Origin of the sequence: Roseibium marinum, assembly GCF_002906165.1 — a bacterium.
Taxonomy (GTDB): domain Bacteria; phylum Pseudomonadota; class Alphaproteobacteria; order Rhizobiales; family Stappiaceae; genus Roseibium; species Roseibium marinum.
In genome coordinates this window covers 160,158-178,827 of the sequence record NZ_PPCN01000013.1, presented here as the reverse complement: position 1 = coordinate 178,827, position 18,670 = coordinate 160,158, and the positions used below count along the sequence as shown (strand labels likewise).

The window sequence follows — 18,670 nt, the reverse complement described above, 5'->3', positions numbered from 1 at the left end:
TGGTCGTCCTCGACGATCACCTCCATGTCGGTGTTGCCGGACTGTTTCACAGCCAGCAGGAAACCGTCGCGCACATCGATCCCCAGACCAGCGCCTCCGCCCGAAAGCGTCGTGATCATGCCAACCTTCACCGGTCCGGCGAATGCGGGAGCGGAGAGGACGGCCAGAAGGCCCACCCCGGCAGCAAATTTGTTGAACATGTAAACTTCCCCTCTTTTTAAAGTCATCCCAAAGGCCGTCTGTCGCGGCCCTTTTACAGGACACTCTATCGGCACTTTCGACGATAGAAAACCTGCAATTGGTTGAAAGGATATGGCTTATTCGAACGAAAGCATCACAACACGGTTCTGACATGCCAGAGTTCCGGGAACAGTTCGACCTCCAGCATGCGCTTCAGGTAGGAGACGCCCCCCGTCCCGCCGGTCCCGCGTTTGAACCCGATGACCCGTTCGACCGTCGTCACGTGATTGAAGCGCCAGCGGCGGAAATAATCCTCCAGATCCACCAGCTTCTCACCGACTTCGTAAAGCGCCCAATGCGCGGACGGGTCACTGTACACGATCCGCCACAGCTCCATGATCTCGGCAACCTCCCGATGCGGTTCTCCCGCCGGCGTCGCCGTGATCTCATCGGGAACGTCGAAACCGCGCCTGCGGGCAAAAGAGAGCACCACCTGGTAAAGGCTCGGCCGGTCGAGTTCTTCCCTTAGAAGCGCAACGCTTTCCGGATCGTGTTCATGCGGTCTGATCATTGCCTCGTTGCGGTTGCCGAGCGCGTATTCGATCAGGCGGTACTGCAGTGACTGAAAACCCGAGGAGGCGCCCAGCGCATCGCGGAACCGGGTGTAATCGCTCGGGGTCATGGTGCGCAGCACGTCCCAGGCCGAGTTGAGCTGTTCCATGATCCGGCTGACCCGGGCCAGCAGTTTCATGGCTTCCGGCATGTGATCGTCGATGATCGCCTGCCGCGCCCCGTGCAGCTCATGCAGCATCAGCTTCATCCAGAGCTCGGACGTTTGGTGCTGGATGATGAAGAGGAGTTCGTCGGGAGCGTCCGACAGCGGCGATTGCGCCGTCAGTATCCGGGAAAGACCCAGATAGTCGCTGTAGGACATCTTGTCGGAAAATGCCGTTTCAGCACCTTCCGTTGCCGGATCGTATGCACCGCCAGGGTCGTTGCTGTCTGTCATCGAACTCTCCTAGGGTCAGCTCCCCGCGGCTTCAAGGATGGCGCTGGCGGAAAAATCATAATGGCTCCGGCCGCTTCCGGTCTTGCGGAACTGACTGAAATCTATTTTCTCCCAGTTGCCGTCACCGAGATTTGTCAGATACAGGTCCACATTCTCCAGCGTGACCGGCGACATCTTGAACAGGACATCGACAAAGACTTCGCCCTCGACGGTTCTGAAGAAGTGGTCGCGCAGCATCACCATGGACCAGGCGCCGGCGAAAAAATGTCCGCCATGGGTCATGGTCAAATTTTGTTCGCGCACAGCCTCCATGCCGCGCAAAGACCAGTTGAGCCCGGCGAAAAAGATGTTCTCGCCCGGTATCAGACCGGCCTCCACGGCGGCTTTCAGCGCGCCGAAGGCGATATCGTCATTCGCCCCCCAGACAACATCCACCTTCGTGCGCGCAAACACGTCCCTGGCGCGCCTGAAGGCGATCGTCTCGTTCCAGTCGGTGGGGATCGCGTGCAGCAGCCTCACATCGGGATTGTCGGCAACCGCGCGCAGCATGCCCGTCTCCCTTTGAAGACCGGCAGGTGTGGTCGTGTCGCCGGTCAGCGCCAGCAGGTGGATCGGCTCCCCCTGCGGCTTGAGCTTGCGGGCTTTCTCGATGAGGGACTGAGCCATCTCGTAACCGGCGGTTTCATTGTCCGGAACGATGGACGCCACGATGTTGCGAAGGTCGATATTGTGCCGTTCGAGATTGTTTTTCTGTTTGGCGGTTAGCTTGTTCAGCAGAAAGAAAACCTTGCTGGGCTTGCCATCCATGAGTTGAAGCAACCGGGCGGCCGACTGGTTCTCGTTCACGAGAACAAAATAGTCCGGGAGATCGCCATCATCCAGCCGCTTCTTGAGCAGCGCCTCCATGATGTAGGGCTGCCGGTCGGCATAGAGGATTTCGAGTTCCACGTTCAGGTCAGCCGCCGCGGCGGCCATGGTTCTGGAGACGTCCCCCCAGAAGCCGGTCTCACCACCCGGATTTATGAATGTTACACGGAAATCGGCAGATTGCGCGACGCCTGCAAACGTCAGGAAACACCAGATCCAAAGCAGTCTAAACGCCATTGCAGTCCTTCATATCCCGGTTCTTCACGCAACGGCTTCCTACTTGATCAACGGGCATCCGATCGCTTTACGAAAGTGTCCAGGCCGCCATGTCCGCATTCTGCGGCTGCCGCCGGCATTTTCACACCTTATCGCCGGATATAGTTGCTTTCGAACGCCTCAGCCAGCATTTAAATTGATCTGTTGCGCGCGTGCACAACCGCCAAATGCAGCCATCCTGACAACAAGATCAAGAACTAAGATGATTTGAAAACGCTTTGCCCTTCCCAGGGAGCGCGCTTGCCTCCGCCTGCAGAAAGACATGGTGCGCTGTAGCATTATGTGAAAATCTAGCTCCAGAGTTTCAAAGCCTCACAGGGTCATTTCATGTCCATTCGCGCAAGCATCTACCATCTGACCCATTACCGATATGACCGGCCGGTCACCTTGAGCCCGCAGATCATCCGCCTCCGCCCGGTTCCGCACAGCCGCACCCGCGTTCTGTCTCATTCGCTGAAGGTTTCGCCGCAGGGTCATTTCGTCAATCATCAGCAGGACCCTTACGGCAACTGGCTGGCCAGATTCGTCTTTCCCGAGCCCGTGCGCGAATTCAAGATCGAAGTCGATCTCGTCGCCGACATGACGGTCTACAATCCCTTCGACTTTTTCGTCGAGGAGAGCGCCGAGGACTGGCCCTTCGATTATCCGGAGGAGCTTCGCGAAGATCTGCAGATCTACAGGCGGACCGAACCGACCGGACCCCATCTGAAGGCTTTCCTGGACACCGTTCCGCGCGACAGGCTGCGGACGATCGATTTCATCGTCGCGCTGAACGCCAAGGTTTCCCGCGCGGTCGGCTATGTCATCCGTATGGAAGCGGGCGTGCAGACGCCGGAAGAGACTTTTGAAAGAGGAACGGGCTCGTGCCGCGATTCAAGCTGGCTTCTGGTCCAGGCCTTGCGGCACCTGGGCTTTGCCGCCCGTTTCGTGTCAGGCTACCTCATCCAGTTGAAGCCGGACCTGGAAGCCCTGGACGGCCCCTCGGGTACCGATCATGACTTCACCGATCTCCACGCCTGGGCCGAAGTCTATCTTCCCGGCGCGGGCTGGATCGGACTGGACCCGACGTCCGGACTGCTCACCGGCGAAAGTCATATCCCCTTGGCGGCGACGCCGCACTATACCAACGCCGCGCCGATCGTCGGCCTGGCGAGCCACGCGGAAGTCGATTTCTCCTTCGACATGAAGATCAACCGCGTTGCCGAGCACCCTCGGATCACCAAACCCTTTTCCGAAGAAGCCTGGACCGCGTTGAACCGCCTCGGGGAAGATGTCGACCGGGTTCTGGTTCAGGAAGACGTGCGCCTGACGATGGGTGGCGAGCCGACTTTCGTATCCATCGACGATTTCGAGGCCGACGAATGGAACACGGAAGCCGTCGGCCCGACCAAGCGCGAGAAAGCCGACGTCCTCATCCGCCGTCTGCGCAAGCGCTTCGCACCGGGCGGCTTTCTGCACTATGGACAAGGCAAGTGGTATCCGGGAGAAACCCTTCCCCGCTGGACATTTTCCCTTTACTGGCGGCGTGACGAAAAGCCGATCTGGAACGACCCGGACCTGATCGCGGAGGAAGGCAAGGACACCGGTGCGGATGCGGACATGTCGGACGCCCTGCTCCGCCAGATCGCAAAGCGGCTCGATGTCGATCCGCAATATGTGGTTCCGGCTTACGAGGATCCGGCGGTCTGGCTGGTGAAGGAAGCCAACCTGCCCGAGAACGTTACCCCGGACAATTCCGAACTCGAAGATGCCGAGGCGCGTCACCGGATCGCGCGCGTCTTTGATCGCGGGCTCTCCTCTCCGTCGGGACATGTCCTGCCAATCCAGCGCTGGCAGGCCAAGGCTTCCGGCCACAAATGGCGCTCGGAAAACTGGAAACTGCGCCGCGAGGCCCTGTTTCTCGTCCCGGGCGACAGTCCCGTCGGATACCGCATCCCTCTGGAATCGCTCCCTCACGTACCACCCGCGCAATATCCCTATACGAACATCGCCGACCCGACCGTGCCCAGGGGTCCACTGCCGGAGTTTCCGGTCGGACCGCGTCCCGACCGGCCGCAGGAAGTCGCGCAGTTCACCGCCGCGGGCCCCCAGCAGGAAAGACAGGAACAGAAGCTGCCTGACGGGGAAATCGGCGACGCGACTGTCCGGACCGCCCTGTCCGTTGAACCGCGCGACGGGCGGCTTTGCGTGTTCATGCCGCCCGTGGAAGCGATCGAGGACTATCTGGAACTCATCGCCGCGGCGGAAACCGCCGCGACCGATCTCGGCATTCCGGTGCATATCGAGGGCTATCCGCCGCCGCCCGATCCGCGCATGAACGTCATCCGGGTCGCACCGGACCCCGGCGTCATCGAAGTCAACATCCATCCGGCGGCAAGCTGGAAGGAGTGTGTGGCGATTACCGAAGGCGTCTATGAGGAAGCCCGCAACACCCGTCTCGGCGCCGACAAGTTCATGATCGACGGCAAGCATACGGGCACCGGCGGTGGCAACCACGTCGTGGTGGGCGGCGCCACGCCGCTCGACAGTCCGTTCATGCGCCGCCCGGATCTGCTGCGCAGCCTCATCCTGCACTGGCAGCGGCATCCGAGCCTCTCGTATCTGTTCTCTGGCCTTTTCATCGGCCCGACATCCCAGGCCCCGCGCGTCGACGAGGCGCGCCACGACGGGCTTTACGAGCTGGAAGTCGCCCTCTCGCAGATCAAGCGCCCCAACGAGGGTCCGACGCCTTTTCCCTGGCTGATCGACAGGCTGCTGCGCAATCTTCTGGTCGATGTCACCGGCAACACGCACCGGGCGGAGATCTGCATCGACAAACTTTATTCGCCGGACGGGCCGACTGGACGCCTCGGCCTCGTCGAATTCCGCGGCTTTGAAATGCCGCCGGACCCGCGCATGAGCCTTGCCCAGCAACTGCTCATGAGAGCCCTGATCGCCCGGCTGTGGCAACGCCCGCTGTCCGGCAACCTGACCCGCTGGGGCACGGCCCTCCATGACCGGTTCATGCTGCCGCACTATGTCTGGACGGATTTTCAGGACGTTCTGAGGGATCTGGACCATCACGGGTTTGCCGTGCGCCCGGACTGGTTTGAAGCCCAGGCGGAATTCCGTTTCCCCTTCTGCGGGGAAATCGAGGTCGAAGGTATCCATCTGGAGCTCCGGCAGGCGCTCGAACCCTGGCACGTTCTGGGGGAAACCGGCGCGATCGGCGGCACGGTGCGCTACACGGACAGCTCGACCGAACGCCTGCAGGTCAAGCTCACCACCAGCGATCCCGAGCGCTATACCGTGACCTGCAACCGGCGCATGATGCCGTTGCGGAAAACCGAAACCAACGGCGTTGCGGTCGCAGGCGTTCGCTACAAGGCCTGGCAGCCCTCCATGGCGCTGCATCCGGTCCACCCCGTTGACGCGCCGCTGACCTTCGATATTTTCGACCGCTGGAGCGGACGGGCAATCGGCGGCTGCGTCTATCATGTCGCCCATCCGGGCGGGCGCAGCTATGACACCTTTCCGGTCAACGGCAACGAGGCCGAGGCACGGCGGCTGGCGCGCTTCGAACCGCACGGCCACACGCCCGGCCTGTATACGCCGGAAGAGGAACACCCTCATCCGGAGTTTCCGTTGACCTTGGACCTGCGTCGGCCGCACTATGTCTGACGGTCAGGTGGCCGGTGGTCTTCGGGAGGACGTGATGCATGAGTTTGGACGAAGCGGCTATATCGGGTGATGTCGGGCGGGGATTGCTGAAATCCTACCGCCCGTATCCTGGCGTTTCGGACGAACTCCTCGATCCGGCCGGCCGGGTGCGGCCGGTCTGGCGCCCCTTTATCGATCACCTGTCCTCCCTGACACCGGAAGAAATCGGCAACCGCTTCGCGCGGGGCAACCAGTATCTCAACGATGCCGGTGTCTATTTCCGCCATTACGGCCAGAACGACGCGAACGAACGGGAATGGCCCCTGAGCCACATTCCGGTGATCATCAGCGAAGACGACTGGAAGGTCATCAGCGACGGTCTCATCCAGCGTGCCGGTCTTCTGGAACAGCTTGTGGCGGATCTTTACGGCCCCAACAAGCTGGTGAGCGAAGGTTACCTGCCCGCAAGCCTGATCGCCAGGAGCCCGGAATGGCAGCGGCCTCTCGTCGGCGTCACGCCGAAGTCAGGCAGCTTCCTGCATTTTCTGGCCTTTGAGATCGGACGGGGTCCAGACGGCACCTGGTGGGTCCTGTCGGACCGGGCACAGGCCCCTTCCGGAGCGGGCTTTGCCCTTGAAAACAGGGTCGCCACCGGCCGCGTCTTCAATGAATATTTCGCCAGGGCGAATGTCTACCGCCTCGCCGGTTTCTTTCGCCGCTTTCGCGACCATCTGGTCGAGCTGCGCGGCGAAACGGACAGCCGGGTTTCGATTCTGACGCCCGGCCCGATGAACGATACCTATTTCGAGCATGCCTATATCGCCCGCTATCTCGGCTTCATGCTGCTGGAGGGCGAGGACCTGACAGTGGAAAACGGACGGCTGATGGTGCGCACCGTCGCCGGCCTGAAACCGGTCAGCGTCCTGTGGCGCCGGCTGGACGCGGCCTGGTCCGATCCGCTGGAACTGGAGGAGGCGTCGCGTATTGGCACCGCCGGCCTGGTTCAGGCCGTGCGAGACGGCTCCGTCACCATGGTCAACGCGCTGGGAACCGGCATCCTGGAAACCCGGGCCCTGCTTGCCTTTCTTCCCCGTATCAGCAAGCGGCTTCTGGGAGAACGCCTCAAATTGCCGAATGTCGCCACGTGGTGGTGCGGCGACCCCACCCCGCGGGACTATGTGAAAAAACATGCGGAAAGGATGATGTTCAGCCCGGCGCTCTCGACGGCGCTTCCTTTCTCTTCGGCGCAGACGGATTTCATCGGGCGCGACTTCGAAAAATTTCACAAGGGCATTCTTGAAACCTGGATTGATAGCAAGAGCAGCGATCTTGTCGGTCAGGAAGCCGTGACCCTGTCGACCACGCCGGCCTACCACGAGGGCGGGCTTGTGCCGCGGCCGATGAGCCTGCGCGTCTTCCTGGCCCGTACGGCGAACGGCTGGGAGGTCATGGCCGGAGGGTTCGCCCGCATCGGCCGGACGGAAGATGCGAGCGCCATCGCGATGCAGGAAGGGGGATCGGCGGCGGACGTGTGGATCGTCGGCGGCCAGAAACCCGTCAAGGACTCACTGCTTCACCAGATGGAGTCGCCGTATTTCAAATCCCAGGCGGGCACCCTGCCCGCCCGCGCCGCCGACAACCTCTTCTGGCTGGGCCGCTATGTGGAACGCGCCGAGGGCGCTGTCCGCCTGCTGCGCGCCTACCATGCCCGTCTTCTGGAGACCGCCGACCCGGAGGCTCCTCTGGTCGCCATGACCGCGGACTATCTGGAGGACACCGGCGTTGCGCCGGATGAACCTGTTCCGCAAAGCCTTTGCGACATGCTGCAATCGGCGGTCACCAGCGCGGGCAAGGTCCGGGACCGGTTTTCGGTCGATGGCTGGCTGGCCCTGAACGATCTTGCCCAGACCGCCAACGGCGCGAGACTGGCGCTGCGCGAAAACGCCGACGTGCCGCGCGCCATGGGGCTGCTGCTGCGCAAGATCACCGGCTTTTCAGGATTGGTGCACGAAAACATGTACCGCTTCACCGGTTGGCGGTTCCTGAGCCTCGGCCGGGCCCTTGAACGGGCACACGCGATGGCGGACCTGCTGTCCGTCTTCACAAGCCCCGAAGCTCCGGAAGGCTCTCTGGAGCTGCTGCTGGAAGTCGGCGACAGCGCCATGTCCATGAGCCGTCGTTACGCGGTTTCGCTCAGCCAGGCGACGGTTCTCGACCTCCTGGCGATGGATACGAAAAACCCGCGCGCTGTGCTCTATCAGCTTACGGAAATGAAGGAGCACATCGGCGTCCTGCCGGGGGCGACGGAATTCGGCCATCTTTCGCACCTCGCCCGCTCGATCCTGCAGATACACACCGGTCTGGCGATCGCAACGCCGGAAACCCTGACCCCGGAAATGCTGGCGGATCTGAGGGACCGGATCGCACATCTCTCAGGTGAACTGACCGATACCTATGTCCGCTAGAGCGTGTCTCATGAATATGGATCCATATTCATGAGACACGCTCTAATTCTCCGCGACCACGCAGTGCGAGGCAGCCTTGCTCTACGACATAACTCTTGAAGTCACGCATGACTACGCCAGCCCGGCCAATTCCGGGCGCCACGCCCTGCGCCTGATGCCGGCAACGATCCCGCACGAGCAGACACTGCTTGCCGGAGAACTTTCTTTCCTGCCCGCGCCCTCGGAACGGCGGGAAAGAACGGATTTTTTCGGCAATGCCGTCACGGATATCGCCTACCGGAAGCCGCACAGCGACCTAAGCTTCAAATTGATCGCGCGGATCGACCGGACCGCGACCCCCGAGGCGTTCGACATCTCGCCGTCGTTGAAATCCCTTGCAAGGGAACTCGCCGGCATCCAGTCGCTCAGACCGGAGGAACCGGTGCATTTTCTCGTCGCCTCGCCGCGGCTGCCGCTCGATCCGGCATTCGCCGTTTATGCGCAGGAACGTGTGAATGCGGATATGAGCGCCATATCGGCCGTCGAGACAATCGGCAAGGCCCTTCACCAGGACATGCGTTTCGACGCGGACGCGACAACCGTGGACACCCCCGCCCTGGAAGCGTTCGAGCGCCGGCACGGTGTCTGCCAGGACTTCTCTCACATCATGATCGCCTGCCTCAGGAGCATCGGCGTTCCGGCCGGTTACGTCAGCGGCTTCCTGAGGACCAGCCCCCCCAAAGGCCAGCCGCGCCTGGAAGGCGCCGACGCCATGCATGCCTGGGTGCGGGCGTGGTGCGGCATTGAAATCGGCTGGATCGAGTATGATCCGACGAACGCGCTTCGTGTCGGCCAGGACCACATAGTCGTTGCCAGGGGCCGCGACTATGGCGACGCCGCCCCAGTCAAGGGCGTGCTGCGCACCGCCGGCGGCCAGACGACCGATCACAAGGTCGATGTCGTCCCCCGCTGACCTGCCTTCCAGCGCGGCAATCCTTGTCCTGTTCCGAAGCGACAACTTTTGATAGAATGCCGGCACGTTCTGAGGGTGGCCGGAGCAGGTGTGATGCGTTCAGTTGTCTATGCTTTCATTTTTCTCGTTATATCCGTCAGCACGAGCGTTGCCGACTACAACCGGTCCAAAGACTGGTTTTACGATCTGGAATGGCCCGAGCGTATCCGCGTCCAGCATCTTCTGGTTTTCACCGGAGATTATGTCGCCATCGTCGATGGCGCCTTTGGCAAGCATACCTACAACGCCCTGACCTCGTTTCAAAAGCATCGGGACTTCCAACAGGACGGCGTGCTCGCCAGCAACCAGATGCAGGTCCTGGAGCGCGACGGTCTCGATCTTGTCAATCGTCTCGGCTTCGAGATCCGCAAGGATGCGGCGGCCGGCCTGTCGCTCGGCATCCCGGTCAAGCTGTTCGAGCCGCCTTCTCCGACACGCCGGGGCAGCCGCTGGCGCGCCTACGACGGCAGCATTGAGCTGGAGACTCTCGCGGTCCCGCACGACGAGACGGCCTACGGGGACCTGTTCAAACGGCTGTCGAAATCACGGCAGGGACGCACCATCGACTACAAGAAACTGCGCAACGACTTTTTCGTCGTCTCCGGCGAGCAGGATGGCCGCGACTTCTATCTTCGGGTGATGAAGACTTCCGGCGACAGCCGCGGTTTTTCCCTCGCCTGGGAAAGCAAACACGCGGTTTTCATGGACAGGGTCGCCGTCGCCATGTCCAACAGCCTCGATTATTACGACGGCGGGACGGACGCACCGCTGGAGACCGTGACCTCCACCCCCGGCCTGCAGCCCCAATCGCTTGAGGAAAACGGCAACCTCCCGGCCGCATCCGGCCCGGATGTGACCACGCAAGAACCGGCGGAACTGTCTACCGGATCCGGGTATTTCGTCACCGCGCAGGGCCATATCGGTACCAATGCCCATGTCGCCGGGAATTGCGCGAGCCTGGAAGTGCCCGGGCACGGCCCGGCAAGGCTTGTGCGCGCCGATCCCGTCAATGACCTTGCGGTCATCCAGCTCGCCGGCGCGCACGCGGAAAGTTTCGCGCGGTTTCGGGCAAACCAGCCGATCGCCCGGGGTGAACAGGTCTTCGTGCTCGGTTACCCCTTCGCGCAGATCTTCGACAGCAATCTGAACTTCACCCTCGGCACCGTCTCCTCGCTGGCCGGCGTGAAGGGGGATATACGCCACTTCATGATCTCGGCACCGGTGCAGCCCGGAAATTCCGGCGGTCCGGTTCTCGACCGCACCGGCGCGCTGATCGGCACGGTCGTTTCCCGCCTCGACAAGATCAAGACCCTTCAGCTGGCGGGCGATTTTCCTGAAAACATCAATTTCGCCATCCGGGGCCAGCTGATGTCCACTTTCATGGAAAGCCTGGGCCTGGCGCCGTCCTACAACACCATCACAAGCATCAAGACCCCGACCCGCATCGACGAGGAAGCCGCCAGATACACGGTGCAGATCCTCTGCAGGAATTAATACATAGCGTAATTCCGGCGGCCACTCTCCCGCTTCAGCCCCTTGGGGCGTTCGTTGCGACCCCGCATCATAGGCTTGGGAGAGTGGCCGCCGGAATTACGCTATGTATAAGGTCTGTGGGTGATTTGGTGGCCTGCCAGGCGCGGTTGAGCGGAAAACCGTTCGGCTCTGGCGTTCCCCCCTCCGGCGAGCGGCAAGCAAGCGCAACGCCGCAGGCGGGCAAAATCGTCCGCCTCCGTACCCGGCCTGGAGGGTACGGAAGCGGTCAAGTCCCTGTCGAAGCTTCAGGCAGCCTGCAGCTTGGCAAGAAAGCCATCCACCTCGATCTTCAGCCTCGAGGCCTGACCGGACAATTCGCCGGCCGCCATGGTCACCTGGCTGGCCGCCACACCCGTTTCCTGCGAGGCCTGGGTGACGCTGGCTATGTTTTCGGAAACCGCCTGCGTACCGGCAGCCGCTTCCGTTACATTCTGGGCTATTTCCCTGGTCGCGGTGTCCTGCTGGCTCATCGCCGCCGCGATTTCGACTGAAGTTTCGTTTATCCGGGAGATGATGTTGCCGATCTCTCCTATCGACATCACAGACGCCTGGGTCTGTTCCTGAATTTCCTTGATCAGGCTGGAAATATTGTCTGTCGCCTTGGCCGTTTCACTGGCCAGCGCCTTGACCTCGCTGGCAACCACCGCGAACCCTTTGCCTGCCTCGCCGGCTCTGGCGGACTCGATCGTGGCGTTCAGGGCCAGAAGGTTGGTCTGCTCGGCGATGTCGGAGATCATTGAGATCACTTCACCGATCTTTTCAGCGGTTCCCGCGAGCTGTTCCATCTGTCCGCCGGTCTTTGCGACCTCTTCAACCGCTTGCTTGGAGATTGTCGAAGCCTGCGACACACGGGAATTGATCTCGCCGATGGAACTGGAGAGTTCCTCGGTCGCGGACGACACCGTCGCGACGTTGGTAGTGGCTTGTTCCGTTGCCGCGGCAACCGAGGTCGCCTGGCTGCTGGTTTCTTCCGCGATGCTGGACATGGACTGCGCCGTTGACTGCAACTCGGTGGAGGCGGATGAGACGGTCTCGACGATCGAGCCGATGCTGGACACAAACTGACTGGAGGCCTCTGCGAGGTTCTTCTGCCGTTCTTCTTCGATCCGGCGTTTTTCCCGCTGCTCTTCTTCAAGCTGCCTGGAGCGCACCATGGACTCGCGGAACGTCTGGTAAGCCGATGCGACAGCACCGATTTCATCCCGGGCGTAGACCCTGACCTCCGCCGTAAAGTCGCCCGTGGTCAGGGCATTGATACCTCTGACGACTTCGCCCAGAGGCCTGGTAATCGCCCGGCGGATCAGAAATCCCGCGAATCCGAGGGAGACCGCGAATATAAGCACCGAGATCACCAGAATGGACAGCAATGCGAACTGTTCCGCTTCAAGCGCGGACCGCGCCGCCGAGAGCGTGAACGTTTCAAGTTCCTGCACCAGGGCCTCAAACTCGTGGTTGAGGTTGTCCTCTTCCGCCTTGATGGCCGGCTCCAGTTCCATCGCCTTTTGCAACTGTCCGGCCTCGACCAGCTTGAACGCCTGCGATGCGTGTTCGTCAAAGCTCTTGTGCTCGTCGGCAATCGTCTCGAAGGCACGATGCACCTTCTGGAATTTGGTCTTCATTTCCGCGGAGCGGGCGATATCGCTGGAGTGCTTGGCAAGGTTTCGCGCGTTCTGAATTTCATGATCGACCTTCTCGGCGTATTCCATGAAGACATCTCGCGCCCGGTTGAACTCCGCGCTTGATTCACTGTGCAGTTCCATCATCGCGCCGGCCCGGAGCGCTCTTTCGAGACTGATCGATTGCTCGAGCTGGTGAATAGTGATCTCGCTGACCGCATTCGTCAGCGGAATATCCTCGTTCGCAATCCCATCGATAAGAGAACCAATTTTGTTCAACTGCCACAAACCGATCACTGCCACCAGGATCAGCCCGACGAGGCAGGTTCCAACGACCGCCATGATCTTGGTTCCGATGTTCACGGTGCGTTTCGATTTGGTCTCGCCGCTAAATTCATGTCCCTCGGTCACTTGCATCATTCCCTCCAGAAAAATAATTCAAAAAAAACACAACACGGCAATTCAGCTATGCGCCCGGGCACTGCCGTTCGAGCGGTGCCAGTTGCATGGCGGAACCTGAATTGCGGGTGAAGCGTGCCCCCGGCGAATGCGGCCGGTTCAATTTCTCCTCAGGACTCCGGCCTATCGCAAGGACGAGGAAAGCCCCCATAGTGTGAAAGTAAAATTAATAGAAAATGCAAGTAATAGTAGATTAAAAGAGGATTATGACGGCGAATGAAACCATTAAGAGAATATTGCAATCTTTAGTCACATTTGACAACCGGGAAGAGGGTCTACTTCGCTTTTTTGAGCCTTCTTTTCTTTCCCGGCGAACGATTTTTCCGATATTTTTGACAGTTTTCCAACTCGCTTCCGCATTCGTTATAGGTAATTATACCAATACAATGTGACCCAACGAAACATAAGACGAATCAAATATTCATGCTCACGACACAAGAAAACGAATGAATTTCCGGATTTCAAACGGCCGTCTACTATTCCAGAACCGCTTTCTTTCTGGCCCGGCAACACGTTGAGCATCCCGCAAAATGAGGCTCCCGCCCGTTCAGCATGGAGGACAGTGCTCGACAGGCAGCAGAGCGGATACTCAGCGTATCGCCTGGTCGTCGGCGTCGAAGAAATGCATGCGCGTCTCGTCGAATTTTAACCCGATGCGGGAACCTTCCTCGACGGTTTCGCTGCCGCTGATCCGCACCAGCACCGTCTCCAGACCGTCCAGCGCCACATAGAGGAACGTATCGGACCCCAGATATTCGGTGACCTCGACGGTGCCGGTGCAATGATGCCCCTCGTCGGGGCCGGTGACGCTGATATGTTCCGGGCGGACCCCCAGCCGGACCGGCTTTCGCGCCACGCCGGCATGCGGATACCGTCCGCCTCCGTGTCCCTGCAGCGAGAACCGGTCCCCTTCGATGGAACAGGGCAGCACATTCATCTTGGGCGAGCCGATGAACTGGGCGACGAACAGATTGTCCGGACGCTCGTACAGCTCTCGCGGGGAACCGGCCTGCTCGATCCGGCCGGCCTGCAGCACCACGATCTTGTCGGCCAGCGTCATGGCTTCCACCTGATCATGGGTCACATAGATCATGGTCGTGCCGAGGCTCTTGTGCAGGCGCGCGATCTCGAGGCGCATTTCCACGCGCAACGCGGCGTCCAGGTTCGACAGCGGTTCGTCGAACAGAAACGCACCCGGCTCGCGCACGATCGCCCGCCCGATGGCGACCCGCTGGCGCTGCCCGCCGGAGAGCGCCTTCGGCCGCCGGTCCATGTATTCGTCGAGTTTCAGGACATCGGCGGCCGCGTTCACTTTCCGGGCAATCTCCTCCTTCGGAACCCCGGCGGTCTTCAGCCCGAAGCCGACATTGTCGCGCACCGACATATGCGGATAGAGCGCATAGGACTGGAAGACCATGGACAGCCCGCGGCCCGACGGAGGCAGGGCGGTTACATCCTTGCCGTCGATGTCGATTGTGCCGCGGCTGGTTTCCTCAAGACCCGAGATCAGCCGGAGCAGGGTCGACTTTCCGCAACCCGACGGGCCGACGAAAATGACGAACTCACCATCCTCGACCTGAAGATCGATCCCCTTGATGACCTGCAGCGTGCCAAACCATTTTTCGACCTTGTTGAGCTGGATCGCACCCATGAAACTATCCCCCGGCGTTTATGCTGCGTGTTCAGCGTGTGTGGGCGATGCCCAGGAAAGCCAGATGGCGGAGGTCCAGGAAAACGTACCGCCACCGGCGGCCGCGCCCGTCTCCGGGCTGAAATATTCCGCAAATCCGCCGGTCTCGATCAGGTCTGCCGTATCCGCCCGCAGACGCTCGGCGCGTGTTGTGTCGCCTGCCTCGGCAAAACCGCGCGCGATCATGTAGTTGATCATCGCCCAGACCGGCCCGCGCCAATATCGCAGCGGCTCGTAACTGGCATGATCCGGGTCGTAAGACGGCATCAGGTAACGCACTTTCGATGCAATCCTGTCAAAATGCGCCTGCAGGGACGCCATCGTCGTCTCGTCCCGAATTCCCGCATAGAGCGCCAGGAACGAGGCGCTCGATATGCCGTCGGTCAGTTTTCCGGATCGCTCGTCAAACGCCACATGCGCCTTCAGTCCCTCGTGCCAGAGCGTTTTCGCCCCGGCTTCCATCTTCGCGATCCAACCCCGGATTTCCTCAGCCTCGGCGTCCCTTCCAAGCCGTTCGGCCAGCGAGAGGAGATCCCGGTTGGCACGCAGGAAGATGAAGGTGACGCCCGGATCGGCGACGAAGAACGGACAGGTCCTGGCAACTTCCGCCGGATCCCAATCCACCGCGCGGCAGGCGGCCATGATGCTCAGGTAGCGGTCATAGTCCGCCTTCTGCGGGCGCATCGACGGATCGACATGGGAGGTATCCTTGCGCTCGTACGGCCCGATGTCCGCGATCTCGACCGCCCGCAGGGCCTCATCCCAGTCCGGAAGGTTGTCCCGTCCCGATTCCCATGGATGGATCACGGCGATAACACCCAGGTCGTCGGGATCCCGGTAGGCGAGAAACCAGCGGTGCCACTGCATGAGTTTGGGAAACAATGCCCCCGCCCGGTAGAGCGCCCGGTCATGAGCCAGTCCGGTCACATCGGTATCGACAAGTTCCCGGATCACCGTTGCGGCGACCGGGGGCTGGGAATGGCCTGAACTGGGGATAGGTCCGCCGTTCGTGCCCCAGACGGACGGGCCCGGGAAGTAGCTTGGGTCGTCCTTGCGAAACAGGATATGCGGCACCATTCCGTCGCGCCACTGGCCCTCGAACAGCATCTCGATTTCCCGCCAGGCCCGGTCCTGGTCGAAAGTGGCGAAGCCGAGCGCGACGAACACCGAATCCCAGTTCCACTGGTAGGGATACAGCCCCTTGGTCGGCACTGTATAACCGCCCTGGTCGTTCTCGATCAGGATGGATTTCGCTTTTTGGTCTAAATCCGAATTGGACACAGGTAACTCCCATGGGCCTCTTGCGAGCCCTTTTGATTATCCCTTGACGCTGCCGGCCGTCAGGCCCTGCACAAGGAAGCGTTCGAACCACAGAAAGATGACGAGGACGGGCACCGTGGCGATCACCGCGCCGGCCATCAGGTGCTGACGTGGCACCTCGGAGGAATTAAGAGATACGACCCCCCGCGACAGAGTGAAGATGTCCGGATCGTCCAGGAACATGAAGGCGAACAGGAATTCGTTCCACGCGATCATGAAGACGTAGAGAGACACCGAGGCGAGTGCCGGAAGCGACAGCGGCAGCGTGATCTTCAGGATAACCCCGATGCGGCTGAGCCCGTCCATCAGGCCCGCCTCCTCCAGTTCCGCCGGCAGCCCGCGGAAATAGCCCTGCAGCATGTAAAGCGCGACGGGAATCGTGGTCGCCGGATAGACGATCAGCAGGCCGGTCAAGGTGTTGCGCAGACCGAGTTGCGAGAAGACGGCGTAGAGCGGGATCACAAGGACGATCGCCGGAACCATGTAGATCAGCAGGACGGAGCGGGCCAGCAGCGCCTGACCGGGGAACCTCAGCCGGGAGACCGCGTAGGCGCCGGGCACGGAAAGCAGCAGGGTCAGCACGACAGTTGCCACGGAGACAAAGGCGGACACCATCAGGTAGCGGCCGAAATTGAACTGGGTGAACAGTTCCACATAGGACCGCGTCAGGCCGCTCAGCCCTTGCGAGAAATCGATCGACAGATCGAGCGGATTGGCCAGAAGCGCCTGCTGGCTTTTCAGCGATGTCATCACCATCACATAGAAAGGCAGCGCCACGATGATGGTGAAGACGACGAAGCCGATGCCCTTGGCGATGCGGATATAGATCACTTCCCGCTCATAGCGGCTCATCGGCCCGAAACGGGCATCGCGCAGGCAGAGCCTGATAGCCGCCGTCACACCGGCGACGAAAACGATCAGCGCCAGACCCTGCCAGACAGGGACAACGGAGAGCGGCAGGGTAAAAGGTGCAGCAAAGCTGGCTATCATCAGCACGAGAAACACCACGACCGCGCTATAGGCCCATGCCGGTGCGCCGCCCGCGCCCGCCGCGGAACACCGCCAGACGAACACAAGCGCACCGAGCAGCCCGGCAAGGCCCGCGGCCGTCGCCTGCGGCAGCGCGACTTCACCGGTAATCAAGGTCAGCGTGACGCCGATAACCACCATCGCCATGACGCCCCAGAGGAGGCCGGTAACGGCGGTCAAAAGTATGCTGGCGGGTCTCATAGCCCTTCCTCCTTCGGCGAGAAGCGGATGAACAGGGTGGCGAAGGTGACCAGCACCACGAAGACAACCACCGCGACCGCGGCCCCGGCACCGAGATTGGAGAGGGCAAAGCCCTGTTCATAGACATCCACCGTCAGCGTTCGCGTGCCCGCGTTGCCGCCCGTGAGAAGGAAAATGTCGTCGAACTTGTTGAAGGTCCAGATGAACCGCAGCAGGAACAGCACCGACAGAATGCCCATGAGCTGCGGCAGGGACAGGTACCAGAACTGCTGCAGGGGCGTCGCACCGTCCATTTCCGCCGCTTCGTACATGTCCGTGTTGATCGACTGCATACGCGCCAGAATGAACAGGAAGGACAGGGGGAAATACCGCCAGGCCTCGAAGGCGATCACCGTCGTCAGCGCCAGCGGAAATTCAAACGGAATGCCGAAGACGGAAAACTCTATCGCCCGCTGGCCGAAGAAATTGATCGGGTCCGATACGACGCCCATCTTGGTCAGCAGCGCGTTCAGCGTGCCGGAGAACGGATCGAACAGCACGACCCAGGTGAACGCGACCGCGATCACGGGAGACACATAGGGGAACAGGAAGAGGCCGCGCAGAAAGCCCCGGCCCGGAAATGCGGTGTGCAGCAGTTGCGCCGCGAACAGGCCAAGGACGAGCGCGCCGCCGGTGCCGAAGATCGTATAATAGAATGTCACCCGCAGCACCGACCAGAATTCATCCGCGCTGAAGATCCTGGAAAAGTTTTCGAAGGTGAATTCGAAATTGGTGAGCACGTTGTTGGCGTCACCGGTGACCACCGGTTCGCTCGCCCGCTCCGGGCGGTTGGCGGCGAGAAACACGTCCGAGACGGTTCCTTCAAGTCCAAGCCGGTCGCGCCAGCCCGGTTCCACGGTTCCGATCGTGCAGGACAGCGCACTGCCGGTCAGCTCGCAGCCTTGCGGCAGCCCGGTGACTGTGAACCCCGCGGGGACCTCGTCCTTCAGAACCACATCGCGGATCTCTTCGTCCCGCGAGGAATTGCGCAGCCGGTATTCCAGCGTCGCGCTGTCGCCGGCCGCTTCCGGGTCTCCCCGAAGGCGTTCGTTGACGAGAACGGCGGGCGGGCGCAGATCGCCGAGCTGAACGGGTTTCACGCTGATCCAGAAATTGGCCAGCAGGGGTCCGGCGACGATCACCAGGATGATGATGAAGGTCGGCGCCAGCATCAGATAGGCCAGCCACATCTCGCGGCGCTGCATCGGCCCGATGCCTTTCGGCGGACCTTCGGAAACAGGCTGTCTGGTTTGTGCGCTCATTGGTTTGGCTCTGCTTTTCATGCCTTCGCCGCCGATGGGGCCACGGTCGGGCGTACTCTGTCCCGTCCGCCCGCGTCTGTGTCAGGCTGGGGCC

General features: G+C 61.2%; 11 protein-coding genes and 1 pseudogene. 4 read left to right on the top strand and 8 right to left on the bottom strand.

The window, feature by feature from the left end:
• The 3 genes and pseudogenes from CLV41_RS23600 to CLV41_RS23590 all read right to left on the bottom strand — a co-directional run.
• A pseudogene (locus tag CLV41_RS23600) lies at positions 1–200 on the bottom strand (ABC transporter substrate-binding protein); the annotation flags it as partial.
• A gap of 134 nt (positions 201–334) precedes the next feature.
• On the bottom strand, positions 335–1,189 hold the full coding sequence (gene kynA / locus CLV41_RS23595) for a tryptophan 2,3-dioxygenase (protein ID WP_103224932.1): 855 nt from the start codon (positions 1,187–1,189) through the stop codon (positions 335–337).
• A gap of 15 nt (positions 1,190–1,204) precedes the next feature.
• Positions 1,205–2,293 carry an ABC transporter substrate-binding protein gene (locus CLV41_RS23590; RefSeq protein WP_103224931.1) on the bottom strand — a complete coding sequence of 363 codons (1,089 nt, stop codon included), beginning with the start codon at positions 2,291–2,293 and terminating at the stop codon, positions 1,205–1,207.
• A 366-nt stretch (positions 2,294–2,659) separates the two neighbouring features.
• Here CLV41_RS23590 and CLV41_RS23585 point away from each other — a divergent pair, with 366 nt between their 5' ends.
• The 4 genes from CLV41_RS23585 (at position 2,660) to CLV41_RS23570 (ending at position 10,921) form a co-directional block, all read left to right on the top strand.
• Positions 2,660–5,992 carry a transglutaminase family protein gene (locus tag CLV41_RS23585; protein ID WP_103224930.1) on the top strand — a complete coding sequence of 1,111 codons (3,333 nt, stop codon included), beginning with the start codon at positions 2,660–2,662 and terminating at the stop codon, positions 5,990–5,992.
• Positions 5,993–6,030: 38 nt separating this feature from the next.
• Complete coding sequence (locus tag CLV41_RS23580; RefSeq protein WP_103224929.1) at positions 6,031–8,436, top strand: circularly permuted type 2 ATP-grasp protein; 2,406 nt, start codon at positions 6,031–6,033, stop codon at positions 8,434–8,436.
• Positions 8,437–8,512: 76 nt separating this feature from the next.
• Positions 8,513–9,388, top strand: coding sequence for a transglutaminase family protein (locus tag CLV41_RS23575; protein ID WP_103224928.1), 876 nt, complete (start codon positions 8,513–8,515; stop codon positions 9,386–9,388).
• A 93-nt stretch (positions 9,389–9,481) separates the two neighbouring features.
• Positions 9,482–10,921, top strand: a complete 1,440-nt coding sequence (locus CLV41_RS23570) for a serine protease (protein ID WP_103224927.1) — start codon at positions 9,482–9,484, stop codon at positions 10,919–10,921.
• Positions 10,922–11,205: 284 nt separating this feature from the next.
• Here CLV41_RS23570 and CLV41_RS23565 read toward each other — a convergent pair whose 3' ends face one another.
• The 5 genes from CLV41_RS23565 to CLV41_RS23545 all read right to left on the bottom strand — a co-directional run bounded on the left by CLV41_RS23565 (position 11,206) and on the right by CLV41_RS23545 (position 18,576).
• A complete protein-coding gene (locus tag CLV41_RS23565) occupies positions 11,206–12,996 on the bottom strand; it encodes a methyl-accepting chemotaxis protein (RefSeq protein WP_103224926.1) in 1,791 nt (596 codons plus the stop codon).
• A 628-nt stretch (positions 12,997–13,624) separates the two neighbouring features.
• A complete protein-coding gene (locus CLV41_RS23560) occupies positions 13,625–14,686 on the bottom strand; it encodes an ABC transporter ATP-binding protein (RefSeq protein ID WP_103224925.1) in 1,062 nt (353 codons plus the stop codon).
• Between the two features lie 18 nt (positions 14,687–14,704).
• Positions 14,705–16,006 carry an MGH1-like glycoside hydrolase domain-containing protein gene (locus CLV41_RS23555; RefSeq protein ID WP_103224924.1) on the bottom strand — a complete coding sequence of 434 codons (1,302 nt, stop codon included), beginning with the start codon at positions 16,004–16,006 and terminating at the stop codon, positions 14,705–14,707.
• A 36-nt stretch (positions 16,007–16,042) separates the two neighbouring features.
• A complete protein-coding gene (locus CLV41_RS23550; RefSeq protein ID WP_103224923.1) occupies positions 16,043–17,275 on the bottom strand; it encodes a carbohydrate ABC transporter permease in 1,233 nt (410 codons plus the stop codon).
• Positions 17,272–18,576, bottom strand: coding sequence for a carbohydrate ABC transporter permease (locus CLV41_RS23545; protein ID WP_170107300.1), 1,305 nt, complete (start codon positions 18,574–18,576; stop codon positions 17,272–17,274). Before CLV41_RS23545 ends, CLV41_RS23550 begins: the two co-directional genes overlap by 4 nt.
• Positions 18,577–18,670 lie beyond the last annotated feature (94 nt).

Excerpts from the sequence above, each read along its gene's own strand:
- kynA (WP_103224932.1), bottom strand. The coding sequence starts at position 1,189 with ATGACAGACAGCAACGACCCTGGCGGTGCATACGATCCGGCAACGGAA.
- CLV41_RS23590 (WP_103224931.1), bottom strand. The coding sequence starts at position 2,293 with ATGGCGTTTAGACTGCTTTGGATCTGGTGTTTCCTGACGTTTGCAGGC.
- CLV41_RS23585 (WP_103224930.1), top strand. The coding sequence starts at position 2,660 with ATGTCCATTCGCGCAAGCATCTACCATCTGACCCATTACCGATATGAC.
- CLV41_RS23580 (WP_103224929.1), top strand. The coding sequence starts at position 6,031 with ATGAGTTTGGACGAAGCGGCTATATCGGGTGATGTCGGGCGGGGATTG.
- CLV41_RS23570 (WP_103224927.1), top strand. The coding sequence starts at position 9,482 with ATGCGTTCAGTTGTCTATGCTTTCATTTTTCTCGTTATATCCGTCAGC.
- CLV41_RS23565 (WP_103224926.1), bottom strand. The coding sequence starts at position 12,996 with ATGATGCAAGTGACCGAGGGACATGAATTTAGCGGCGAGACCAAATCG.
- CLV41_RS23560 (WP_103224925.1), bottom strand. The coding sequence starts at position 14,686 with ATGGGTGCGATCCAGCTCAACAAGGTCGAAAAATGGTTTGGCACGCTG.
- CLV41_RS23550 (WP_103224923.1), bottom strand. The coding sequence starts at position 17,275 with ATGAGACCCGCCAGCATACTTTTGACCGCCGTTACCGGCCTCCTCTGG.
- CLV41_RS23545 (WP_170107300.1), bottom strand. The coding sequence starts at position 18,576 with ATGAGCGCACAAACCAGACAGCCTGTTTCCGAAGGTCCGCCGAAAGGC.